The sequence below is a fragment of the Mycolicibacter heraklionensis genome (assembly GCF_001021505.1).
Lineage (GTDB): Bacteria > Actinomycetota > Actinomycetes > Mycobacteriales > Mycobacteriaceae > Mycobacterium > Mycobacterium heraklionense.
Map to the genome: position 1 here is coordinate 1 of NZ_LDPO01000006.1, position 22810 is coordinate 22810.

General features: G+C 70.2%; 20 protein-coding genes. 11 read left to right on the forward strand and 9 right to left on the reverse strand.

Going from position 1 to position 22810, the window contains the following annotated elements; translation table 11 throughout:
• Positions 1–435 precede the first annotated feature (435 nt).
• Together ABW16_RS09305 and ABW16_RS09310 are read left to right on the forward strand one after the other, a co-directional pair.
• Complete coding sequence (locus ABW16_RS09305; RefSeq protein WP_036458599.1) at positions 436–651, forward strand: biotin/lipoyl-binding carrier protein; 216 nt, start codon at positions 436–438, stop codon at positions 649–651.
• A gap of 32 nt (positions 652–683) precedes the next feature.
• Positions 684–2171 carry a sensor histidine kinase gene (locus ABW16_RS09310; RefSeq protein WP_047318896.1) on the forward strand — a complete coding sequence of 496 codons (1488 nt, stop codon included), beginning with the start codon at positions 684–686 and terminating at the stop codon, positions 2169–2171.
• Between the two features lie 67 nt (positions 2172–2238).
• Here ABW16_RS09310 and ABW16_RS09315 read toward each other — a convergent pair whose 3' ends face one another.
• Both ABW16_RS09315 and ABW16_RS09320 read right to left on the reverse strand, forming a co-directional pair.
• Positions 2239–2493 carry a WhiB family transcriptional regulator gene (locus ABW16_RS09315; protein WP_024443658.1) on the reverse strand — a complete coding sequence of 85 codons (255 nt, stop codon included), beginning with the start codon at positions 2491–2493 and terminating at the stop codon, positions 2239–2241.
• Between the two features lie 254 nt (positions 2494–2747).
• Positions 2748–3713 (reverse strand): diacylglycerol/lipid kinase family protein, encoded by a 966-nt coding sequence (locus tag ABW16_RS09320; RefSeq protein ID WP_047318897.1) that lies wholly within the window; start codon positions 3711–3713, stop codon positions 2748–2750.
• Positions 3714–3768: 55 nt separating this feature from the next.
• Here ABW16_RS09320 and ABW16_RS09325 point away from each other — a divergent pair, with 55 nt between their 5' ends.
• Positions 3769–4161, forward strand: a complete 393-nt coding sequence (locus ABW16_RS09325) for a hypothetical protein (RefSeq protein WP_200900634.1) — start codon at positions 3769–3771, stop codon at positions 4159–4161.
• Here the strand turns inward: ABW16_RS09325 and ABW16_RS09330 are convergent.
• Together ABW16_RS09330 and ABW16_RS09335 are read right to left on the reverse strand one after the other, a co-directional pair.
• Positions 4121–5179 (reverse strand): isochorismate synthase, encoded by a 1059-nt coding sequence (locus tag ABW16_RS09330; protein ID WP_047318898.1) that lies wholly within the window; start codon positions 5177–5179, stop codon positions 4121–4123. The genes ABW16_RS09325 and ABW16_RS09330 overlap by 41 nt on opposite strands.
• Before the next feature lie 83 nt (positions 5180–5262).
• Complete coding sequence (locus ABW16_RS09335) at positions 5263–5868, reverse strand: acid phosphatase (RefSeq protein ID WP_047318899.1); 606 nt, start codon at positions 5866–5868, stop codon at positions 5263–5265.
• 87 nt (positions 5869–5955) lie between these two features.
• On the opposite strand from ABW16_RS09335, the gene ABW16_RS09340 reads away from it, so the two are divergent.
• Positions 5956–6747 carry a ParA family protein gene (locus ABW16_RS09340; protein ID WP_047318900.1) on the forward strand — a complete coding sequence of 264 codons (792 nt, stop codon included), beginning with the start codon at positions 5956–5958 and terminating at the stop codon, positions 6745–6747.
• 108 nt (positions 6748–6855) lie between these two features.
• Here the strand turns inward: ABW16_RS09340 and ABW16_RS09345 are convergent, their stop codons facing one another.
• The gene (locus ABW16_RS09345; RefSeq protein WP_047318901.1) at positions 6856–8091 is read right to left on the reverse strand and encodes an Rv3212 family protein; all 1236 of its coding nucleotides are present in this window, start codon (positions 8089–8091) and stop codon (positions 6856–6858) included.
• Positions 8092–8105: 14 nt separating this feature from the next.
• A complete protein-coding gene (locus ABW16_RS09350) occupies positions 8106–9620 on the reverse strand; it encodes a DEAD/DEAH box helicase (RefSeq protein ID WP_047318902.1) in 1515 nt (504 codons plus the stop codon).
• A 254-nt stretch (positions 9621–9874) separates the two neighbouring features.
• Between ABW16_RS09350 and ABW16_RS09355 the strand changes: the two genes are divergently transcribed.
• Positions 9875–10570: a ferritin-like fold-containing protein gene (locus ABW16_RS09355; RefSeq protein ID WP_047318903.1), complete on the forward strand. Its 696-nt coding sequence runs from the start codon at positions 9875–9877 to the stop codon at positions 10568–10570.
• A gap of 108 nt (positions 10571–10678) precedes the next feature.
• The gene (locus ABW16_RS09360; RefSeq protein WP_047318904.1) at positions 10679–10945 is read left to right on the forward strand and encodes a DUF3107 domain-containing protein; all 267 of its coding nucleotides are present in this window, start codon (positions 10679–10681) and stop codon (positions 10943–10945) included.
• Here ABW16_RS09360 and ABW16_RS09365 read toward each other — a convergent pair.
• Positions 10942–11628 (reverse strand): TetR/AcrR family transcriptional regulator, encoded by a 687-nt coding sequence (locus ABW16_RS09365; RefSeq protein WP_047318905.1) that lies wholly within the window; start codon positions 11626–11628, stop codon positions 10942–10944. The two genes, ABW16_RS09360 and ABW16_RS09365, sit on opposite strands and share 4 nt — an antisense overlap.
• Before the next feature lie 202 nt (positions 11629–11830).
• Between ABW16_RS09365 and ABW16_RS09370 the strand changes: the two genes are divergently transcribed.
• The 3 genes from ABW16_RS09370 to ABW16_RS09380 all read left to right on the forward strand — a co-directional run bounded on the left by ABW16_RS09370 (position 11831) and on the right by ABW16_RS09380 (position 15106).
• The gene (locus ABW16_RS09370) at positions 11831–12865 is read left to right on the forward strand and encodes a DUF3152 domain-containing protein (RefSeq protein ID WP_047318906.1); all 1035 of its coding nucleotides are present in this window, start codon (positions 11831–11833) and stop codon (positions 12863–12865) included.
• Between the two features lie 101 nt (positions 12866–12966).
• On the forward strand, positions 12967–14160 hold the full coding sequence (gene moeZ / locus ABW16_RS09375) for an adenylyltransferase/sulfurtransferase MoeZ (RefSeq protein WP_047318907.1): 1194 nt from the start codon (positions 12967–12969) through the stop codon (positions 14158–14160).
• Positions 14161–14251: 91 nt separating this feature from the next.
• Positions 14252–15106: a TIGR02569 family protein gene (locus ABW16_RS09380; protein ID WP_047318908.1), complete on the forward strand. Its 855-nt coding sequence runs from the start codon at positions 14252–14254 to the stop codon at positions 15104–15106.
• Between the two features lie 98 nt (positions 15107–15204).
• On the opposite strand, the gene ABW16_RS09385 is transcribed toward ABW16_RS09380, so the two are convergent.
• Together ABW16_RS09385 and ABW16_RS09390 are read right to left on the reverse strand one after the other, a co-directional pair.
• Entirely contained in the window at positions 15205–15501 is a 297-nt protein-coding gene (locus tag ABW16_RS09385; protein WP_047318909.1) for an MGMT family protein, read from the reverse strand.
• 11 nt (positions 15502–15512) lie between these two features.
• Positions 15513–16301 carry an alpha/beta fold hydrolase gene (locus ABW16_RS09390; RefSeq protein WP_047318910.1) on the reverse strand — a complete coding sequence of 263 codons (789 nt, stop codon included), beginning with the start codon at positions 16299–16301 and terminating at the stop codon, positions 15513–15515.
• A gap of 58 nt (positions 16302–16359) precedes the next feature.
• On the opposite strand from ABW16_RS09390, the gene ABW16_RS09395 reads away from it, so the two are divergent.
• Together ABW16_RS09395 and ABW16_RS09400 are read left to right on the forward strand one after the other, a co-directional pair.
• On the forward strand, positions 16360–19509 hold the full coding sequence (locus ABW16_RS09395) for an ATP-dependent helicase (RefSeq protein WP_047318911.1): 3150 nt from the start codon (positions 16360–16362) through the stop codon (positions 19507–19509).
• Positions 19506–22760 (forward strand): ATP-dependent helicase, encoded by a 3255-nt coding sequence (locus ABW16_RS09400; RefSeq protein WP_047319059.1) that lies wholly within the window; start codon positions 19506–19508, stop codon positions 22758–22760. Before ABW16_RS09395 ends, ABW16_RS09400 begins: the two co-directional genes overlap by 4 nt.
• Positions 22761–22810: the final 50 nt, after the last annotated feature.

Sequence of the window (22810 nt, forward strand, 5' to 3'; positions counted from 1 at the left end):
GTACCGAGGGGGGCCGGGGTGCCGAGCGGGGCCGGAATCGGCATCGGGTCATCGACCAGCGCCGGGGCCGCTTTGGCGGACGCGACACCGAATCCGAGCGTGGCCAGCGTCATCGCGCCGGCGCAGATCAAGGTCAGACGCACTCGTGGCTGGGCAAAACGGTTTACAAACAACGCGCTACTCCTCAAGTTCGATCTCGACTTGTGCCGCGTCACGGCGATTTCGTCACGCGTTCAAAACACTCGAGTAACGGTGCTATGCAATTGTCACAGCAGAAACACGACACGATCACGGATCGAACTCTCTACATCCTCTTATTTATCTTGGAGTTCGCTTACCCGAGCGCCCCGCCGGGGGCCTGACGGGGTTGTGGTTCGATAGGGCCTAGCTTTTTGGATGTACGCAATCGTCGACTGGGTGATGAACGAGGTGAAGATGGCCGAGGACGTTCGCGCGGAGATCGTGGCCAGCGTGCTCGAAGTCGTGGTCCACGAGGGCGACCAGATCAACGAGGGCGACACCGTGGTGCTGCTGGAGTCGATGAAGATGGAGATCCCGGTGCTGGCCGAGACTGCGGGCACCATCAGCAAGGTAGCCGTGCAGGTCGGTGACGTGATCCAGGCCGGCGATCTGATCGCCGTGATCAGCTGATCGCAGCCGGCGTGAACGGCGCAACCTAGCCGATGTCCACACTCGGTGACCTGCTTGCCGAACACACCGTTTTGCCGGGCAGCGCGGTGGACCACCTGCATGCCGTGGTCGGGGAGTGGCAACTGCTGGCGGACTTGTCGTTTGCCGACTACCTGATGTGGGTGCGCCGCGATCTGGACGCCGGCGGTGCACTGGTGTGCGTGGCGCAGTGCCGGCCCAATACCGCGCCCACGGTGCTGCTCAGCGACGCCGTCGGCACCGTCGTCGCCCCGGAGTGGATACCGCTGGCGGTCGCGGCTTTCGAGTCCGGGGTGATTGGGCGGGAAGGCATTGCCGGACAACGCAATATGGAGGCGGTACCGGTACGGCACGGCGACCAGATCGTGGCCGTGCTGACCCACCAGACCGCGTTGACGGGCGGCCGCGAGTCCAGCCGGTTGGAAGCCGCCTATTTGGATTGCGCGGCCGACCTGGTGCACATGCTCTCCGAGGGCACCTTCCCCGACGTCGGTGACATCGCGGTGTCGCGCTCGAGTCCGCGGGTCGGAGACGGCTTCATCCGGTTGGCCGTCGACGGCACGGTCCGTTACGCCAGCCCGAACGCGGTGTCGGCCTACCACCGCATGGGTCTGGCCGCCGAACTGGCCGGCCACGACCTGGTCGCGGTCACCCGGCCGCTGATCTCCGACCCGTTCGAGGCGCACGAGCTGGCCGAGCATGTGCGTGAGTCGCTGTCCGGCGGGTCGAGCATGCGGTTCGAGGTCGACGCGGCCGGAGCGGTGGTGCTGCTGCGCACCCTGCCGCTGATCGTGCATGGCCAGCCGGCCGGGGCGGCGGTCCTGGTTCGCGACGTCACCGAGGTGAAGCGCCGCGACCGCGCGCTGCTTTCGAAGGACGCGACCATTCGAGAGATCCATCATCGGGTGAAGAACAACCTGCAGACCGTGGCGGCGTTGCTACGGCTACAGGCCCGCCGCACGGCCAGCACCGAAGGACGCGAGGCGCTACTGGAGTCGGTGCGGCGGGTGTCGTCGATCGCACTGGTCCACGAAGCGCTGTCGATGTCGGTCGACGAGGTGGTGAACCTTGACAAGGTGATCGACCGGATCCTGCCGATGATGAATGACGTTGCCAGCGTGGATATGCCGATCCATGTCGCCCGGATCGGGTCGATCGGCTCGCTGGACGCCGACCGGGCGACCGCGTTGATCATGGTGATCACCGAACTGGTGCAGAACGCGATCGAGCACGCCTTTTCCGCGGACGCAGACCGCCGTGCCGTGACGATCCGTGCCGAACGCTCGGCGCGTTGGCTCGACGTCGTGGTCCACGACGACGGTCACGGGTTGCCCGAAGGGTTCCGGCTGGAAACCTCTGACCGGCTCGGCCTGCAGATCGTCAACACGCTGGTGTCAGCGGAGCTCAACGGCTCGCTGACCGCTCAAGACGCGCCGGGCGGCGGGACCGAGATGGTGCTGCGTATCCCGGTCGGCGGACGCCGCCTCCGTCAGGCGTGGTAAGACCCAGCCCGACACAAAACGACGCGGCCCCGACCAGGTCGGGGCCGCGTCGTCGTCGATCTGAGGGTCAGACCCCGCTGCGCGCCCGGGTGCGAGCGTTGCGACGCTTGAGCGCACGCCGCTCGTCTTCGCTCATGCCGCCCCACACGCCGGCGTCCTGGCCGGTCTCCAGCGCCCAGGTCAGGCACTCGGTGACCACCGAGCAACGGGTGCAGACCTGCTTAGCGGAAGCAATCTGGGCGAGAGCCGGCCCGCTGTTTCCCACCGGGAAGAACAGCTCCGGGTCCTCGTCGCGACAGACCGCCTTGTGGCGCCAATCCATAGGTCTCCAACTCCTTACTTTGCGCGCAGCGAGGTGCGCTATTGCTTTTCGGCTCTTATAAGCGGCGCAAGAAATCAGTACGGCTTGCATCCGATCGCTCGATCGTTTCACAGCCTGGACAGATGTCAAGGGTGCGCTTTATCACGTGGCCAACGTCACGTTTGCGCGGGGCTGCTCCCAGCGCGCCGGCGCGGATGTACTACAGTGGACCTAACTGTGCGCTCATCGAGCAATTTGAGCGCTATCTCCGCAGGTCAGCGGGATTTCTTTGCCGGAGGGGCGACGACGCTCAGCGCGTCGGGAACCGCACGGAACGTCATCGTGGTACGCAGCCCGAGATATTCGCCATCGATTTGAGTCGCGATCGGTGTGTCGCCCGCGTCCACCCGCAGCGCGGCCACGTCGTCGTCGCGGATGAGCTGTTTGGCGCGTAGCTTCGGCCGTTTCGAGAGCATCTGCCGGACCAGCCTCAGCGTGGGTAAAACCTTCATGCTGGTGGTCGCGAACACGCCCATTCCCGACTCAAAGGTGGTGTCGGGGTTGGTCCATACGCACCGCTCGTCGGCATAGGTCCACGGCGCGCAGTTCGAGACGAACACGAAATGCACCCCTTCGACCGGCTGGTCGTCACCCAGTTGCAGCGTCAACGTCGGCGCACGGCGGGTGGTCGCCAGCACCGCGGGGACCGCCGCGCGGATATAACGCAGCGCGGTGACGGCGTGGCCCTTCTCGCGTTCGGCCTCCACCGCGGCCACCACCTCGCCGTCGACTCCCATCCCGGCGTTGAGGACCGACCACCGCTCGCCGCAGTCGATCAGACCGATCCGGCGCCACGCGGTATGGCCGCCTGGGTGGTTGATCAACTCGATGAGCTGGTTGGTGGCGGCGATCGGGTCGGCCGCGATGCCCAACGAACGCGCGAACACGTTCGCCGATCCGCCGGGCACCACCGCTACCGCGGGCAGGTGTGCCGGCGGCGGCGAACCAGGTGTCCCGAGCAGGCCGTTCACCACGCCGTGCACGGTTCCGTCGCCACCGTGCGCGATGACCAGCTCGATGCCGTCCCGGCTCGCGGCCTGACTGATCTCGATGGCGTGACCGCGATAGTCGGTGTGCACCACGGTCAGGTCGAGTCGGCTCTTGAGCGCGTGGGCGAGTAGGTCGCGCCCGGCCGGCGTAGTGGATGTGGCATTGGGGTTGACGATCAGCACGGCGCGCACGGGGTATCAGTCTATGGGCAACCGGGAGATGGGATCGGGTGGCTACGCTGGCGGCGTGAAAGCCGTCGCTGACTCACCGCGTGCTGTATTCGGCGCGGGCCTGATCGTTGCAGTGCAGGGCGCGGCCGCGCTGGCTGTCGCGGTGGTGCTGGTGCTGCGGGCACTGGCCGGTGCGGATCAGCATGACGCCAACGGCTACGGCACCGCGGCGTGGTTCGCGCTGGTTGGCGCCGCCGTCTCGGCAGCCGGTTGGGCGCTGCTGCGGGGCCGGCGGGTCGGGCGCGGCGTGGCGGTGTTCGCCAATCTGCTCCTGCTGCCGGTCGCCTGGTATCTGGGGGTGGGTTCACACCGCTGGGGCTACGGCGTCGTGGTCGGCGTGGCGGCCGTGGCGGTGCTCGCGGCGTTGTTCAGTCCGGCGGCGCTGCGCTGGGCGGCACGACGCCCATAGCCGACAGGATCGTGCCGAACTTCGTCACGGTTTCGGCCAGTTCCTCGTCCGGGTCGGATTCGGCGACGATCCCGCCGCCGGCATGGGCCAGCGCGGATCGGCGGTCGGCGGACAGTTGCGCGCAGCGGATCGAAACCACCCATCGGCCGTCGCCGTTGGCGTCGCACCAGCCGACCGCGCCGGCGTAAAAGCCCCGGTCGCCCTCCAGCTCGGTGATGAGGTCGACCGCGGCGCCGGTCGGCACCCCGCCGACGGCGGCCGTCGGGTGCAGTGCCAGCGCCAAATCCAGCGCGGTGGTGGCGGTGTCGCGCAACCGGCCGCTGATGGGCGTGTTCAGGTGCCACACCGCGGCGGTGCTGCTGAGCTGCGGCGCCGGCGCGACGTCGAGGTCGGTGCACAGTGGCTCGAGGGCCGCACGCAGCTGGTCGACGACCAGCTGATGCTCGTGGCGGTTCTTGCCGGACTCGGCCAGCGCGGCTCCGTTGGCGGCGTCGATTTTCGCGTCGGGGGAGCGCGGTGCCGAACCGGCGAAGGGCCGGCAGGTCACGCGGTCTCCGTCGCGGGCGACCAACAGCTCCGGGCTGGCGCCGACCAGCACCGCGCCGGCGTAGCCTTCCCCGGCCGCACTCAGGTCGACCAGATAGCCGTAGCCGCTCGGGTCAGCGGCGACCAACCGGTGCAGGAGGGTGCCGGCGTCCAGCGGGGCGTCGGCGGCCAGGCGCAGCCCGCGGGCCAGCACCACCTTGTGTAGGGCGCTGCGCGGGGCGGTCAGCTCCGCCAGGGCCCGGCAGATCCGGGTGCGGTGCTCGTCGGGAGGCGGAATCTGCGCGACGACACGGACCGCCGGCAGCGCTGCGCCGGGCGCCAGCGGCAGCGCGTCGGCGCACCGCACCCCTTGCGGGACGAACAGGGCCGCCGCGGCATCCGGGCGGAAAGGTAACGCGCCCACCACTATCGATGTGTCGCCGGCAGACAGTGCGGCTTGGGCGGCGGCGACATCGGCGAACCCGGTTGTCATCGCGTCGGCTGACAGTGTCCCGGCGGGTCCGGAAAGCACAAATGCCGGCGTTGTCGGCGACAGCGGTTCGGGCGGCGGCGTCCTCAAAGTCCGGAGGCTTTCGGCCCGGTCAGCCCGAGTGCGACGAGCTGGCGCACCCCGTGCTCGAACCCGCAGACGGCCAGTGACGCCACGGCCATCCCGAACCGCGCTCCGTCGGCCAACGGCAGCTCGAGCCAACGGGCGATCACCGCCCGGGAGAAGTGGCCGTGTCCGACGAAAACCACGTCACGCGAGGCGAGTTGCCGCAGTGCGACCGCAACCATCCGGTCGGCGCGATCGCTGACCTGCGCCACCGTCTCACCGCCGGCACTGCCGTGCGTCCAGATCAGCCAGTCGGATTCGGTCTGGCGGATCTGCGCGGTGGTCAGCCCTTCGTAGCGGCCGTAGTCCCACTCGGCGAGGTCGTCGGAGATCTCATCGACGTGCAGTCCGGCCAGCTCGGCGGAGATCTGGGTGCGGCGGCGCGGGCTGCAGATCACCAGCGGGTTGTCCAGCGCAAGCTCGGCCAGTGTCGCGCGGGCGGCGACGGCTTGGCGCCGGCCCACCTCGGTCAACTCCAGATCGGTGCGCCCGGTGTGCCGACCGCTTTGGGACCACTCGGTTTCGCCGTGACGCAGCAGCAGAAGTCGGTGCTCCTCGATCCCCACGCCCGTCGATTCTGCCCGACGGCGGACATCGGCGGGCGTTTGGTGCTTCGGGGAGCCAAGCCGTGCCAGTATGTCGGTGTGACGGGGATGCGGATCTTGGCGGTTGCCAACCAGAAAGGCGGCGTGGCCAAGACCACGACGGTGGCGTCGCTGGGTGCGGCGATGGCCGAGCTGGGCCGGCGGGTGTTGCTGGTCGACCTCGACCCGCAGGGCTGCCTGACCTTCTCCCTGGGACATGACCCCGACAAGCTGCCGGTGTCGGTGCACGAAGTGCTGCTCGGTGACGTGGAACCCAACACGGCATTGGTGCCGACCGCCGAGGGGATGACGTTGCTGCCGGCCAACATCGACCTGGCCGGCGCCGAGGCGATGCTGCTGATGCGGGCCGGCCGGGAGTACGCCCTGCAGCGGGCACTGGCCAAACTGGAAGACGAGTTCGATGTGGTGGTCATCGACTGCCCGCCGTCGCTGGGTGTGCTGACCCTCAACGGTCTCACGGCGGCCGGTGAGGTGATCGTGCCGCTGCAGTGCGAGACCTTGGCCCATCGGGGTGTCGGCCAATTCCTGCGCACCGTCGCCGATGTCCAGCAGATCACCAACCCGAAGCTGCGCCTGCTGGGAGCCTTGCCGACGCTCTACGACTCGCGCACCACCCACAGCCGCGACGTGTTGCTCGACATCGCCGACCGCTACGACCTGCCGGTGCTGGCCCCGCCGATCCCGCGGACGGTGCGTTTCGCCGAGGCCAGCGCATCGGGTGCGTCGGTGATCGCCGCGCGTAAAAACAAGGGCGCGCAGGCCTATCGGCAGCTGGCCGAGGCGTTGCTCAAGTACTGGAAGAACGGCAAGACGCTGCCCACCTTCACCCCCGAGGTCTAGCCCCTTCTTGCGCGACCCCTTCTTGCGCGACGGTGCGCGTCTGCACGCCGACACGCCGGTCCGCGGGGTACAACTATGCACCCTCGCGCGGGTGGATTTGGGCCGCCATCAACCCAGCGCGACCACGGTGTCGCCGCGCTGCTCCAGCACCGTCGGCCCCGACACCGCCGGAAACACCGCTGAGACCCCGGGCGGGCGGCTGACCGGGATGATCCGTTCGGCAGCGCCGGTGTTCTGGTCGAAGACGCCGACCCCGTCGGTCACCGGGATCAGCAGGCGCCCGGCCATCGCCGCAGCCGGTCCCAGCGGAACCGCGGCGCCGGAGCGCGGAACGGTATAGCGGTAGGCCAGGGTTCCGGAGTCGAACACCATCACGGCATCGCCGGTCCACCAGCAGATCAACCCGGTGGGCCGCGATACCGGCAGGGCGGCGCTGTCGGGAGTGGGCTTGGCCGGCAGCAGAGTCTTGGCGATCGTGCTGCCGGTCTGGTCGACCACCTCGATCCGCGGCTGCGGGGTGGGCAGATAGACCGCGGTGTTGGCGCCGGCGTCCGAGTCGGTCACCGCAAGCACCCGGGCGCCGGAGTCGGCGGTCACGCCGTGCTCGGGGACGTGCTGGGTCTCCGGCTCGTCTTCTTCCTTCCCCGCGCGCAGCAGGGTCAGTTGCAGGTCGGTTTGGCCCGCACAGGCCTCCAAAACCGAGACCGCCGACGAGGCGGCCGCTGCCGAGACCAGGGTGCAGCCCTGTCCGCGGCCGCGCGCCGACGGTTTCACCCGGGCATCGATTTCCCCGTAGGACAGCACCCGGACCAGGTCCGAACGCCACAGTTCCAGGCGGGTGGAACCGGCAGAGAGCACCGCGCTGCCTTCGGAGGTGATCCGCACGGCCCGGTCGGCGTAGCCGGTTCGGGCCGGTCCGCGCAGGCCGTCGGCGGCCACGATCGAGCTGACCTGGCCGCAGCCGCGGGAGTCCGGATACACCGCGACGGCGTAACGGTAGATCCAGGACACCCCGCACAGGTCGACGTCGCGGGAGTAGCTCCAGCGCTCCTCCCCGGTGACCGGGTCACGCCCGCTCATCCGAGGGCCGTCGCCGGTGATGACCGTGCCGGAGACCAGCACCGGGGCCCACGTTGCCGGGCTGGCTGCTGTCCACAGCTGGGACAGCGCCGCGGGCACCATCGCGGCCGACGGGGGATTGGTCGCCGAGTCCGATGCCGGCCGGCTGACCGTGGCGCGGGCATCGCTGGTCCACCAGATGACCACTCCGACGACGACGATCACGACCGCGATCAGCGCCGCCGCGACCAGATCACCGGAGGCGCGGCGCTCGGGTCGCACCATCTCAGCGGCCCAGCTCAGCTGCCGTTCGCGGCAGTGGCCGCGGTCTTGTTCGGGCGACGGCGGCGACGACGACGCGGCGTACTGGGCCCGGTGGGCTCGGAGGTGGCGGCGGCGCCGGTCTCACCCGCCTCGACGCTCTGCGACGCGCCGTCGGCCGTGCTCGCCTGACCGCCGCCTCGGGTGCGCCGCCGTGACCTGGTGGCGTTGCGGGGCGCCCGCTGGCGGTCCGCCGCGGTCTCGCGGGTCTCGTCTTCGGATCGCTTGGCCGGTGCCCGGCGTGCCTTGCCGATGGAGCCGCTGGCGTCGGTGGGAATGTTCAGCTCGGTGAACAGGTGCGGGGAGCTGGAATAGGTCTCCGACGGGTCCGGGCAGCACAGGTTGAGGGCCTTGTCGATCAGCGTCCAGCGGGGCAGCTCGTCCCAGTCGACCAGGGTGACGGCGACGCCGGTCTTGCCGGCGCGTCCGGTGCGGCCGATGCGGTGCACGTAGGTCTTCTCATCGTCGGGGCACTGGTAGTTGATGACGTGCGTGACGTCGTCGATGTCGATGCCGCGAGCGGCCACATCGGTGGCTACCAGCACGTCGATGTCGCCGGTGCGGAACGCCTTGAGTGCCTTCTCACGGGCTACCTGGTTGAGGTCGCCGTGCACTGCGCCCACTTTGAACCCGCGCTCATTGAGGTCGTCGGCGACCTTCTGGGCGGTCCGCTTGGTGCGGGTGAAGATCATCGTGGCGCCGCGGCCGCGGGCCTGCAGCACCCGCGCCACCAGTTCCGCCTTGTCCAGCGCGTGGGCCCGGTAGACGAACTGCTCGGTGGCGTCGTGCACGGCCGAGGAGTGCGGCGCCTCGGCGCGGATGTGGGTGGGCTGGTTCATGAAGCTGCGGGCCAGCGTGATGATCGGCCCCGGCATGGTGGCCGAGAACAGCATCGACTGCCGGTCGTCGGGGATGCGGGAGAGGATGCGCTCGATGTCGGGCAAGAAGCCCAGGTCCAGCATTTCGTCGGCTTCGTCGAGCACCAGCACCGACAGGCCGCCCAGCTGCAGGTGTCCCTGCTGGGCCAGGTCGAGCAGCCGGCCCGGGGTGCCCACCACCACGTCGGCGCCGGCCTGCAGTGCTTCGATCTGCGGTTCGTAGGGCCGGCCGCCGTAGATGGCCTGCACCGACAGGGGACGGTCTCCGGCGGTCAGGTATTTGGCCGCGTCGGCCAGGTCACCGGAGACCTGGATGCACAGCTCACGGGTGGGTACCACGACCAAGGCCCGGGGCGCCCCGGTCAGCGGCCGGTCCGGGCTGGTGGTGACCCGCTGCAGCAGCGGGATGCCGAAGCCGTAGGTCTTGCCCATGCCGGTGCGGGCCTGGCCGATCAAGTCATCGCCGGCCAGGGCCAGCGGCAGCGTCAGCTCCTGGATCGCGAAAGCGTGCTCGATACCGTCCTCGGCGAGTGCGCGGACGATCTCGTCACGAACGCCCAGTTCGGCGAAGCTCGGAGGGGTGGTGGGGACGGTGGTGGAGATCAATGGGGTCATGCGCGGGCAGATGCCTTTCGAAGTCGGCGCGGTATGTCAGTCGATCGCGGTGCGGGTCGGGGCGCACACACCGGAGACGGTCGATACTTGGCCCAAAATCGAAGGCACCGTCGGGGGCCCTGCACTCGGCGAGGAGGCGGGCCAACCGCGTGTACGCACATTGCGCGGCAGCGCCGAATAGGCACTGCCTGGCCTCATACTACCTGGTCGGGCCGGGCAGCGGGCCATCGGCGCGGAACGCCTACAGTGTGGTGATGAATTCGGTTCCCTCGGCCGACCCGGTGGCGCAGACTTCCCAGCCGCGGCTTTCGGCTGATCATCCCGGCGTCAACGAGCTTTTCGCGGTGCTGGCCTACGGTGAGGTGGCCGCGTTCTACCGGCTCACCGACGAGGCCCGGATGGCACCCGATCTGCGTGGGCGGATCTCGATGGCGGCGATGGCCGCCGCGGAGATGGGCCACTTCGAACTGCTTCGCGAAGCTCTTGACCGCCGCGGCGTCGACGTGGTCGCGGCGATGTCGAAATACGCTACCGCCCTTGATAATTACCATCGGCTGACGATGCCCAGCACCTGGCTGGAGGCATTGGTCAAGACCTACATCGGCGACGCGATGGCCGCGGACTTCTACCTGCAGATCGCCGACGGGCTCCCCGACGAGGTGGCCGACGTGGTGCGCGCGGTGCTCGCCGAGACCAAGCACTCGCAGTTCGTCGTCGACGAGGTGCGCGGCGCGGTCACGGCCAGCGCCAAACAACGCAGCCGGCTGGCGTTGTGGTCGCGCCGTCTGCTCGGTGAGGCGATCACCCAGGCCCAGTACGTGTTGGCCGACCGGGACGAACTCGTCGATCTGGTGGTGTCGGGGGCAGCCGGGCTGGCCCAGCTGGCCGGGTTCTTCGATCGACTCCAGCACACCCACGACGAGCGCATGCGCGAGCTGGGACTCGCCTAGCGGGCGACCGGCGCCGGTATCGCCGAGGGCGAACGGCCGGTGCGCACCAACCCGGTGCCCGTCCACTAGCCTGCTTAGCAACGCCCAACGCAAACGAAAGGGGCCGGCGTGGAGGTCAAGATCGGGGTCACCGACAGCGCGCGCGAACTGGTCATCACCAGTGCGCAGACGCCCGATGAAGTCGAAAAGCTGGTCGCCGCCGCGTTGGGCAAGGGCGCAGAGAGCGCGGGACTGCTGTCCCTCACGGACGAGAAGGGCCGCCGCTTCCTGGTGCAGGCCGCCAAGATCGCCTATGTGGAGATCGGTGTTGCCGACAGTCGGCGGGTCGGTTTCGGGATCGGTGCCGACGCGGCTACCGGTGCCAATTCCTCTTAACGGTTAAGCGGCACGTGTGACAGGCCGCCCCAGGCGAACGCCACCGTCCCGTCGACGGCGTCTTCCTTGGAGATCGGGCGGTCACTGTCCAGCCAGTACCGGGCGCAGTCCACGCTGATCGCGACCAAACCTACCGCGACCATCCGGGCGCGGTGCGGGTCCAGGCCGGAGTCGTGGCTGACCAGGTCGAAAATCGCGTCGATGCACGACTCGGTGGCTACCCGCACCTGGACCGCGACCTGCGGTTCGGCGACGTTGTCGTTCTCGAAGATCAGCCGGTAGCCCTGGCTGTCATGCTCGATGAAGTCGAAGAAGGCCTGCACCGCCGACCGCAGCCGCTGGCGGTTGTCGGTGGTGGTGCGCAGTGCCTGGCGGACACCGGAGACCAGGTTCTCCACGTGCCGGGCCAGCACCGCCAGGTACAGCTCCAGCTTCGACGCGAAGTGCTGGTAGAGGATCGGTTTGCTGACACCGGCCCGCTCGGCGATCTCATCCATGCCGGCAGCGTGGTAGCCGCGGTCGACGAATACATCACTGGCGGCGATCAGCAGCTGACCGCGGCGCTCGTCGCGGGGCAGTCGGCTGCCCCGGCGACCGCCGGCCGCCGACGCCTTGGCGCCGCCCGAGCTGCGGCCCGTCGACTTGGCGGCGTCCCGCTCGGCCGTGTCGATCGGTTTGCTCATCGACTCCTCAATCCGGTTCGGCCGGCCGCCGGGATCAGGTACTCGACGGTCGGTGCGTGAGAGCGAGACTACGCGCTGCACCCGTCACATCCACCAGCGACATCCGTCAATCGGCTGCCGATCGCCATTTCGAACCCCTCGCGGCACCCCTCCTGGCGTGCCGCAGAGTCCCAGCTCGCGGACCTTGTGCCATTCTGGGACGGTGACCTACGACCCGGGGCGGAGCGGCGGCGGTCGAGCCCCGGTGCTACGGGATCGCTTCCGCGAGCCCCTGCGCGCCCAGCGTGACCCGCTCGCGGCCGGCGCCGGGCGGCTGCGGTCCGACCGTGATGTGCACCGCCAGTGGCGCAAGCAGACCTGGCTGGGCAGGTTCGTGTCCACCTACGGCTGGCGCGCCTATGCGCTACCGGTGCTCATGGCGCTCACCGTCGTGGTGGTCTATCAGACCGTGACCGGCACGGGAGTGCGTACTCACGCCGCCGACGAGTCGGTTCAGGGCCCGCCGACGATCGGGTCGTCGGGCACATCGATCATCGGTGCGCCGCCGCGCGGCCTCACCGAGTTCGACGTCAACCTGCCGACCGGAGTGCTGCCCAACGGCGGTCCGTTCACCGAAGCGGGTGACATGACCTGGCACGTCATACCGGGCACGGAGCCGGCATTCGGACAGGGCACCGAGAAGGTGTTCGCCTACACCATCGAGGTGGAGAACGGCATCGACACCACCGCGTTCGGCGGCGACGAGGCATTCGCCCGGATGGTCGACCAGACCCTGCGCAACCCCAAGGGATGGACGCACACCCCGCAGATCGGGTTCGTGCGGGTCGACGCTGCGGGTCCGATTGCCCCGGATTTCCGGATTTCGCTGACCTCGCCGATCACGGTCCGGGAGGGCTGCGGCTACGAGATTCCGCTGGAAGCGTCCTGCTACAACCCGTCCTACGGGGCAAGGTCGGAGCCGCGGGTCTTCATCAACGAAGCCCGCTGGGTTCGCGGTGCCGTGCCCTTTCAGGGCGACATCGGGTCCTACCGGCAATACCTGATCAACCACGAGGTCGGACATGCCCTCGGCTACCAGCACCATGAACCGTGTGAGAGGCAGGACGGGCTGGCGCCGGTGATGATGCAGCAGACGTTCGGCACCTCCAATGATGACGCGGCGAAGTTCGACCCGGACTGGGTCAAGCCCGACGGAAAGACCTGCCGCTTCAACCCCTGGCCGTCTCCGATCGCCTGAGCCGGCCAAGCTGCCCGACGGGAAGCTTCACGCGCGGTTTGTCGTTGCCCCCACCAGCTGCTGTGATGGGTTGGCGGATGCGACGTTGAGGAGATTGCCCGGTGCCGATATCACTGCCGCCGCTGGTGGAACCGGCCGGCGAGCTGACCAGGGATGAAGTAGCGCGCTACAGCCGCCACCTGATCATTCCCGACGTCGGCGTGCAGGGGCAGAAACGACTCAAGAACGCCCGCGTGCTGGTGATCGGCGCCGGGGGACTGGGCGCGCCGACGCTGCTGTACCTGGCGGCCGCCGGCGTCGGCACCCTCGGGATCGTCGACTTCGATGTGGTCGAAGAGTCGAACCTGCAGCGTCAGGTCATCCACGGGGTCTCCGACATCGGCCGTGCCAAAGCCGAGAGCGCCCGTGACTCGATCGCCGAGGTCAACCCGCTGGTACGGGTGCAGCTGCACCAGGTGCGGCTGGATCGGTCCAACGCCGTCGAACTGTTCGCGCAGTACGACCTGATCCTGGACGGCACCGACAACTTCGCCACCCGCTACCTGGTCAACGACGCGGCGGTGTTGGCGCACAAGCCCTACATCTGGGGGTCGATCTACCGCTTCGAGGGCCAGGTGTCGGTGTTCTGGGAGGACGCGCCGGCCGACGAGGCAGGCAATGAGCGCGGCCTGAACTACCGCGATCTGTACCCCGAGCCCCCGCCGCCGGGAATGGTGCCGTCGTGCGCCGAGGGCGGTGTGCTCGGGGTGCTGTGCGCCTCGATCGGGTCGGTGATGGGCACAGAGGCGATCAAGCTGATCACCGGCATCGGAGAACCGCTGCTGGGGCGGCTGATGATCTACGACGCCCTGGAGATGAGCTACCGCACCATTGCGATCCGCAAGGATCCCGCCACGCCCAAGATCACCGAGTTGATCGACTACGACGCGTTCTGCGGTGCGGTCTCCGAGGAGGCGGCCGCAGCGGCCGCCGGGTCCACGATCACCCCGGCCGAGCTGCGCGAGCTGCTCGACTCCGGGCAACCGCTGGCACTGATCGACGTGCGCGAGCCGGGCGAGTGGGCGATCAACCGTATCGAGGGTGCACAGCTGGTCCCGCAGTCGACGATCAACACCGGTGAGGGCCTGGCGAAGCTGCCGCAGGACCGAATGTCGGTGCTGTACTGCAAGACCGGTGTCCGCTCGGCCCAGGCCCTGGCCACCCTGAAGAAGGCCGGGTTTGCCAACGCGGTCCATCTGCAGGGGGGAATTGTGGCCTGGGCCAAGCAGATGCAGCCCGACATGGTCATGTACTGAGCGCTATAGCTCGGACGAGCCCCCGCCAATAGCGGTGACCCGCCGCGCCCGGCTCCGCCGTGCTTGCGATCACCGCGGTTAGTCTTATCGCGTGACCATCGAGCCGCCGCCCGAACATGTGCTGGCGACGTTCGGTATTCGTAACGTTTCGCCCACACCGCTCGGTGCCGGCTGGGAAGACGGCTGGAAGTGCGGGGAAGTGGTCCTGTCGATGGTCGCCGACCATGCCCGGGCCGCGTGGTCGGCGAAAGTCCGCGAGACCCTGTTCGCGGACGGCATCCGATTGGCCCGCCCGGTGCGCTCCACCGACGGACGTTACGTGGTGTCGGGCTGGCGAGCCGACACCTTCGTCGGCGGCAGCCCCGAGCCGCGCCATGACGAGGTGGTGTCGGCGGCGGTCCGGCTGCACGAAGCCACCTCCAAGTTGGAGCGGCCCCGTTTCTTGACCCAGGCGCCGGTGGCGCCGTGGGCCGACGTGGACGTGTTCATCGCCGCGGACCGGGCGGCCTGGGAGGAGCGTCCGTTCGCCTCGCTGCAGGCCGGTGCCCGGCTGGCCCCGGGCTCGGTGGACGGCCAGCGGTCGATCGACCTGATCAACCAGCTGGCCACCTTGCGCAAACCCACCAAGAGCCCCAGTCAGTTGGTGCACGGCGACTTGTACGGCACGGTGCTGTTCTCCGGCGCCGCGGCGCCCGGCGTCACCGACATCACGCCCTACTGGCGACCGGCCTCGTGGGCCGCCGGGGTGGTGGTGGTGGATGCCCTGTCGTGGGGTGACGCCGACGACGGGCTGATCGAACGCTGGGAAACACTGCCCGAGTGGCCGCAGATGTTGCTGCGCGCGTTGATGTTCCGGCTTGCCGTACACGCGCTGCATCCGCGTTCGACCGAGGAGGCGTTTCCCGGGCTGGCCCGCACTGCGGCGCTGGTGCGGCTGGCGCTCTAGCTTTCTCGTTGCTCGCCGATCGCCGAACGTGTACTCAGCACGGGATTTCGGCCGGCGAATTATTCGGACTGAGTACACGCTCGCCGAATGTGCCGCCGTCAGAACCGGTGTCGCAGCGTGCGCAGATCCACCCTTCCATCGACGGCCAGGACCCCTTCGGCGCGAAGGCGTTCCAGTTGCTCGGTGCGCAAGTGCGGCGCCGGCCGTCCCGACGCCGGGACCACCCGGTGCCAGGGCAGGTCGGAGCCGTCGATCCGCAGAATCCAGCCGACAATGCGGGGACTGGAAAGCCCTGCCGCGGAAGCGACGTCGCCGTAGGTGGTGACCCGGCCGGCGGGCACGCTGATGATCAGCGCACGCACCAGCTCGACCTGCTCGTCGGTGACGGCCGCCACGGACCGCGCTCCTAGCGCCGGGCCAGCTGCGCGCGGATCACGGCGGCAGCCTCGGCGGGACGGGCCTGGTCCACCATGTGATTGCAGTCGAAGTCGACCAGGTGGAAGTTCGCGCCCAGGCGGGCCCGCAAGGCATCGATGAGGGCCTCTTCCACGTACGGCGGCGAGGTGCGGGTGGCCCGCACCAGGGTGGTCGGCGTGGACTGCGGGAGCACGCTGGGACGGGCCAGCTCGCTCCAGTACGACATCACGGCGGGCACGCTGATGCGCCAACCGAAGCGGCCGGTGGGCAGCCTGACCAGATGCTCGTCGAGTTCGATGTCGAGCAGGCCCGGCGCCACGTCGGACCACGCGCCGTTCTCCTTCTCGGCACGGGCCTCCGCAGCATCGGGGTAGTCGGGGGAGGCCAGCATCGCGGCCGCGATCGTGGCCATCCACTCGCCGTCCAGGCCGATCGCCGGGTCGAGCAGGATCAGCGCGTCGACGAGGTCGGGCCGTGCCGCGGCCAGATGCAGCGCTATCGCACCGCCGAAGGAGTGCGCGACCACCGGAACCGGGCCGTCAGCAGCGCCCTCCAGCAGCGCCGCGAGCGCGGCGACGTTGGCGTCGATGCTCCACGGGGCCGCCCATGAGGAGTGCCCGTGGCCGATCAGGTCCGGTGCGGCGACGGAGATGTCCGGCAGCTGCTCGGCCACGTAGCGCCAGCGCGCCCCGTGTCCGGTCAGTCCGTGGACCGCCAGCAGCCCCACCGGGCCGTCCGGGCCGTAGCGGTGCACATGCAGTCGATGGTCGGATTTCACCCGTCGATGGTGCCAGCCGCGCCCGCACTTGTCGGTAGGCAGTGCTGTCATAGGCGGTATGCCACAGGATTGGGGAGCACAGGCCGCGCAGGTCGCCGCGGCACTCGATCCGCGTGCGCGTGGCGTCTTGCAGGTGCGCGGGGGGCCGGGCACCGGCAAGACCAGCCTGCTGGTGGAGGTGGCCACCGCCCACGTCGCCGCGGGTGTGGACGCGAATTCGGTGCTGCTGCTGACGGGATCGGGTCGGCTTCCCGCGGCGGAACGCGGGACGCTGACCGCGACCTTGCTGGCCGCCGGCGGACCCGCGACGGGCCAGGCGATCCGGGAACCGGTGGTGCGCACCGTGCACGGCTACGCGTTCGCGGTGCTCCAACGCGCCGCCCGGCGGGCCGAGGCCACCCCTCCGCGGCTGGTCACCGGCGCCGAACAGGACAGCGTGATCCGTGAGCTGCTCGCCGGGGACGGTGCCGGGGCCTGGCCGCCGTCGTTGCACGCGGCCCTGGCCACCGACGGCTTCGCCACCGAACTGCGGGACTTGATGGCGCGCTGCGCCGAACGTGGCGTGGACCCGGCTGAGTTGGTCAGGCTGGGCAGGCGGTTCCGCCGCCCGGAGTGGACGGCCGCGGGCCGGTTCGCCCAGCAGTACGAGCAGGTGATGCTGCTGCGTGCCGCGGTCGGCACCGCGGCGCCCCAGGCGACCACGCCGGCGCTGGGCGCCGCGGAATTGGTCGGGGCGGCCCTGGAGGCGTTCGCGATCGACCCGGATCTGCTCACCGAGGAACGCAGCCGGATTCGGCTGCTGCTGGTCGATGACGCGCAGCAACTCGACCCGCAGGCGGCCCGGTTGGTGCGGGTGCTCGCCGCCGGCGTGCACCGGACGGTGATCGCGGGTGATCCCGATCAGGCGGTGTTCGGATTCCGCGGAGCCGAACCCACCGTCCTGCTGGCTGACGACGCGCGACCCGATGGGTCCGCGGTGCCCGTGGTGACGCTGACGACGTCGCACCGGTGCGCCCCGGCGGTGGCCAGGGCCATCAGCACTGTCGCCGGGCGGCTGCCCGGCACCAGCGCCACCCGCCGGCTTGAGGGCGCCGGGCCCGACGCGGGGACGGTCAGCGTGCGCACCGCGGCCACCAGTCACGCCGAGGCGGCCCTGATCGCCGACACCCTGCGGCGTGCCCACCTGATCGACGGGGTGCCATGGTCACAGATGGCGGTGATCGTCCGATCGGTGCCGCGGGCGGCGGCGCGCCTGCCCCGCACCTTGGCCGCCGCCGGGATCCCGGTCACGCTGCCGGCCAGCAGTGGGTTGCTGGCCGAACAGCCCGCGGTGGCCGCCCTGCTCACGGTGCTGGAATGCACCGCTGAGGCCGTGGATGGGCCTCGCGCGCTGGCATTGCTCAGTGGGCCGATCGGGCGGGTGGACCCGGTCTCGCTGCGGCAACTGCAACGCACGCTGCGCCGCGGCACAGCCCGCCCGCAAGCCCCGTCCGAGCCGGGTTCGTGCGGCGAGCGCCTCGCGGCGGTGCTCACCGGTGCGCCCGGTGAGCTGCCGCCCGCGCACACCCGCGCGCTGCGCCGGGTGCGCGCGGTGCTGCAGGCCGCGGCCCGCAGCCATGCCGACGGCCGCGACCCGCACCACACGCTGTGGCAGGCCTGGAATCGGTCGGGGCTGCAACAACGCTGGCTGTCGGCCGCCGAGCGCGGCGGTCCGGCCGGCGCCCAGGCCGGCCGGGATCTGGATGCGGTGACCGCGCTGTTCGACCTCGCCGAGCAGTACGTGGCACGCACCGCCGGTGCCACCCTGACCGGGCTGGTCGAATACGTCACGGCGATGCAACTGGCGGCGCCCCGCCCCGATGCCGCGACGGGCACGGAGGCGGTGGGTGTGCTCAGTGCCCACGCCGCGCTCGGGCGCGAATGGGATCTGGTGGTCATTGCCGGCGTCCAGGAAGGGCTGTGGCCCAACACCGTTCCGCGCGGCGGCGTGTTGGGAACCCAGCGGCTTCTGGACACCCTGCACGGCTTCGGTGAAGAGGTCTCGGCTCGGGCCCCGCTGCTTGCCGAGGAACGGCGACTGCTGGTGGCGGCGCTGGGCCGGGCACGTCGCCGGCTGGTGATCACCGCTGTCGACGGCGACGGGGACGGCAGCACCGAGGAACAGATCCCGTCGGAGTTCTTCGTCGAACTCGCGGCCTGCGCCACCGGCGAAGAGCATCGGGCGCCGGCGTCACCGGTGGTGGCTCCGCCGGTGCTGTCCGCGGCCGGGTTGGTGGGCCGGCTGCGCGCCGTCGTCTGCGCGCCGGAGACCGCTGTGAGCGATTCCGAACGCGCCGACGCCGCAACGCAATTGGCGCGACTTGCCCGGTCCGGTGTGCCCGGTGCGGACCCGCAGAGCTGGTACGGGGCGGCGCCGTTGAGCACCGAGGAACCGCTGAGGCGCCCCGGCGGCGGACCGGTCACCCTGTCGCCGTCGGCGCTGCAGAGTCTGCTGGACTGCCCGCTGCGCTGGTTGGCCGAACGCCATGGTGGAACCGACGGACGTGACCTGCGCTCCACGATCGGATCGGTGATTCACGCTCTGGTCGCCGAATCGGCGGGCAGCCCGCAGGAACTGCTCGCCGAGTTGGACCGGGCGTGGCAGCAGCTGCCGTTCGCGTCGCAGTGGTACTCGGCCAACGAACACGACCGGCATCGCGCCATGATCGAGACGTTCCTGACCTGGCGGGCGCAAACCCGCGGCGAGCTCACCGAAGTCGGCACCGAGGTCGCCTTCGACGGAGTGATCGACACCGGTGCGGACGGGGTGCGGCTGCGCGGCCGGATCGACCGGGTCGAACGCGACGCCGCCGGCCGGCTGGTGGTCGTCGACGTCAAGACCGCGAAGACTCCGGCCAGCAAGGACGAGGCCCAACAGCACGCTCAGCTCGCCGTCTACCAGCTGGCGGTCGAAGCCGGGCTCATCGGGCCCGACGAGCAGCCCGGCGGCGCCCGGCTGGTCTATCCCGCCAAACCCGCAACGGTCGGCGCCACCGAGCGCCAGCAGGACCCCCTCACTCCCGACACCGGCGGGCAATGGCGGGAGCGGATCGCGCAGGCGGCCGCTGCTACCGCCGGCCCGCAGTTCACCGCCCGAGTCAACGACGGGTGCCGGCACTGCCCGGTCCGGCCGATCTGTCCGGCCCACAACGGCGGGTGCGGCACATGACAAACCGCTACGATCCCGCCGAACTGGCGGCCGCGCTCGGGTTGCACCAGCCCACCGAGGAGCAGGCCGCGGTCATCGCCGCACCGCCGGGACCGCTGGTGGTGATCGCCGGCGCGGGTGCCGGCAAGACCGAGACGATGGCGGCGCGGGTGGTGTGGCTGGTTGCCAACGGCTACGCCGAACCCGGCCAGGTATTGGGCCTGACCTTCACCCGCAAGGCGGCCGGCCAACTGCTGCGCCGGGTTCGATCCCGGTTGGCGCGGTTGGCCGGTGCCGGACTGATGCCGGCCGAACCCGCGGCCGACGCCGCCCCGACGGCGCCCACCGTCAGCACCTATCACGCCTTCGCCGGCGCGCTGCTGCGCGAGCACGGGCTGCTGCTCGGCATCGAGCCGGACACCCGGCTGCTCACCGAGACCGGGCTGTGGCAGCTGGCGTTCGACGTGGTCAGCAGTTATCCGGGGGAACTGCACACCGACCGGGATCCCGCCGCGGTCACCGCGATGGTGTTGCGGCTGGCCGGGCAGCTGGCCGAACACCTGGTGGACACCGACGCACTGCGCCACACCCACCTGGAGTTGGAGCGGCTGGTGCACGCCCTGCCGCCGGGCCCGCGCCAGCGCGCCCAACCCAACCAGTCGCTGCTCAAGATGCTGGACACCCAGACCGAACGCGCCGAACTGGTGCCGCTGATTGAGGCCCTGCACCAGCGGATGCGGGCGGAACGGGCAATGGATTTCGGCGCACAGATGGCGACTGCGGCTCGGCTGGCTCAGGCAGGCGAGACCGTCGGCGCGCGGTTGCGCGCCACCTACCGGGTGGTGCTGCTCGACGAATATCAGGACACCGGGCATGCCCAGCGCATCGCCCTGTCGTCGCTGTTCGGGGGCGGCGCCGACGACGGCCTGGCGCTGACGGCGGTGGGTGACCCGATCCAGTCGATCTACGGCTGGCGCGGCGCCTCGGCGACCAACCTGCCCCGCTTCGCCACCGACTTTCCGCTCTCCGACGGCACACCAGCGCCCACCCTGGAGCTGCGGACCAGCTGGCGCAACCCGCCCGAAGTGCTGCACCTGGCCAATGAGATCTCCGCGGAGGCGCGCCGGCGCTCCGTCACGGTGCGATCGCTGCGGCCGCGCCCGGCCGCGCCCCCCGGCGACGTGCGGGTCGCGCTGCTGCCCGACGTCGTCGCCGAAGACGAGTGGGTGGCCGAGGCATTGCAGCGGTGCTACCGGCAGGCCGACGCCGACGGGGTGGCCCCGCCCACTGCCGCGGTGCTGGTGCGGCGCAACGCCGACGCCGCGCCCCTGGCCGAGGCGATCCGCGCCCGCGGTGTGCCGGTGGAAGTGGTGGGGCTGGCCGGGCTGCTGTCCGTGCCGGAGGTGGCCGACCTGGTGGCGATGCTGCGGCTGATCCAAGAGCCGACCGCCGGCGCCGCGGCGATGCGCGTGCTGACCGGACCGCGATGGCGGCTCGGCGCCGCAGACCTGGCCGCGCTGTGGCGGCGCGCCGCCGAGCTGTCCCGGCCCGAACAGTCGACCGCGCCGGTCTCTGCCGCAGAGATCGCCGCCGCGGCCGGGCCCGATTTCGACACCGCATGTCTGGCCGACGCACTCGCCGATCCCGGACCGGCAGAGCGCTATTCGGCCGTCGGGTACCGGCGCATCGTCGCCCTCGCCGAGGAACTGACCCTGCTGCGCGGCCACCTGTGGCATCCGCTGCCCGACCTGGTTGCCGAGGTACGCCGCGTGCTCGGCCTGGACTGCGAGGTGCTTGCCGCCCAGCCGGTGGCGGCCAGTGCGGCCGGCACCGAACAACTCGACGCCTTCGCCGATGTGGTGGCCGGATACGCCGAGGGAGCCGGGGCCCGGTCCGCACTGCCGGGCCTGTTGGCCTACCTGGATGCCGCCACGGTGGTGGAGAACGGGCTGGCGCCGGCCGCGCCGACGGTCGCTGCCGACCGCGTCCAGATTCTCACCGTGCACGCCGCCAAGGGACTGGAATGGCAGGTGGTCGCGATACCGCACCTGGTGGCGCGGGTTTTCCCGTCGACCGCATCGCGACGCAGCTGGCTGTCCGACGCCGCTGAACTGCCGCCGCTGCTGCGCGGCGACCAGGCCCAACTCGACGACCATGGCGTCCCGCTGCTCGACACCGATGCGGTCACCAACCGAAAGCAGCTGTCCGACGCCATCTCTGAGCATCAGCGTCGCCTGGACCAGCGGCGGGTCGATGAGGAGCGCAGGCTGCTCTACGTCGCGGTCACCCGGGCCGAGGACACCCTGCTGGTCTCTGGCCACCACTGGGGACAGGGCGAGGCCAAGCCGCGCGGCCCGTCGGACTTCCTCACCGAGATCAAAGCGGTGATCGACAACTCGACTGAAGCGGGGACCCCGTGCGGGGTGGTCGAGCACTGGGCGCCGGAGCCGGCCGACGGAGATAGAAACCCGTTGTGCGACAACATAAACGAAGCAACATGGCCGGTTGACCCGCTGGCCGGCCGGCGCGGCGATGTCGAACGGGGCGCGGCGCTGGTTGCCGCGGAGCTACAGGCGGGCGAGCCGCAGGACGGATCGTCCTCGGCCAGCCCGTGGGCGGCTGATGTCGATGCGCTACTCGCAGAGCGCGCCACAGCCGCGACGCAGCGGGTCCGCATTCTGCCCAACCAGCTCTCGGTGAGCGGCCTGGTCGAGCTGAGCCGTGACCCCGACGGTGCTGGGCAGCGTCTGAGTCGCCGACTCCCGGCCCGGCCCGACCCGCATGCGCTGTTGGGCACCGCATTTCACGACTGGGTTCAGCGGCTCTATGGGGCCGAGCGGCTTTTCGAGCTCGAAGATCTGCCCGGTGCGGCCGATGCCGACACAGCCCGCGCCGACGCCCAGGAGCTGGCCCGTCTGCAGGCGGCGTTCCTGGGTTCACCGTGGGCCGCCCGCACTCCCATCGCCGTCGAGGTGCCGTTCGAGATGGCCATCGGCACCCGGGTGGTGCGTGGCCGGATCGACGCGGTGTTCGCCGAGCCGGATGGTGGCGTCACCGTGGTGGACTGGAAGACCGGTGCGGCGCCCGACGGACCCGAGGCGCGCCGGCACGCCGCCGTCCAGCTCGGCGTTTACCGGTTGGCCTGGGCCGCGTTGACCGGCTGCCTGGAATCGCAGGTGCGAGCCGTCTTCCACTACGTGCGTTCCGGGACCACCGTCGTCGCCGATCAACTGCCCGAACTGGCTGAGCTGGCCGCGCTGCTCAACAGCTGACGACACCTGTGGTTACAGTGGGTCCGTGCGTCAGGCTGACCGATGACCGC

Excerpts from the sequence above, each read along its gene's own strand:
- ABW16_RS09305 (WP_036458599.1), top strand. The coding sequence starts at position 436 with ATGGCCGAGGACGTTCGCGCGGAGATCGTGGCCAGCGTGCTCGAAGTC.
- ABW16_RS09310 (WP_047318896.1), top strand. The coding sequence starts at position 684 with ATGTCCACACTCGGTGACCTGCTTGCCGAACACACCGTTTTGCCGGGC.
- ABW16_RS09315 (WP_024443658.1), bottom strand. The coding sequence starts at position 2,493 with ATGGATTGGCGCCACAAGGCGGTCTGTCGCGACGAGGACCCGGAGCTG.
- ABW16_RS09330 (WP_047318898.1), bottom strand. The coding sequence starts at position 5,179 with ATGACAACCGGGTTCGCCGATGTCGCCGCCGCCCAAGCCGCACTGTCT.
- ABW16_RS09340 (WP_047318900.1), top strand. The coding sequence starts at position 5,956 with ATGCGGATCTTGGCGGTTGCCAACCAGAAAGGCGGCGTGGCCAAGACC.
- ABW16_RS09345 (WP_047318901.1), bottom strand. The coding sequence starts at position 8,091 with ATGGTGCGACCCGAGCGCCGCGCCTCCGGTGATCTGGTCGCGGCGGCG.
- ABW16_RS09350 (WP_047318902.1), bottom strand. The coding sequence starts at position 9,620 with ATGACCCCATTGATCTCCACCACCGTCCCCACCACCCCTCCGAGCTTC.
- ABW16_RS09355 (WP_047318903.1), top strand. The coding sequence starts at position 9,875 with ATGAATTCGGTTCCCTCGGCCGACCCGGTGGCGCAGACTTCCCAGCCG.
- ABW16_RS09365 (WP_047318905.1), bottom strand. The coding sequence starts at position 11,628 with ATGAGCAAACCGATCGACACGGCCGAGCGGGACGCCGCCAAGTCGACG.
- ABW16_RS09395 (WP_047318911.1), top strand. The coding sequence starts at position 16,360 with ATGCCACAGGATTGGGGAGCACAGGCCGCGCAGGTCGCCGCGGCACTC.
- ABW16_RS09400 (WP_047319059.1), top strand. The coding sequence starts at position 19,506 with ATGACAAACCGCTACGATCCCGCCGAACTGGCGGCCGCGCTCGGGTTG.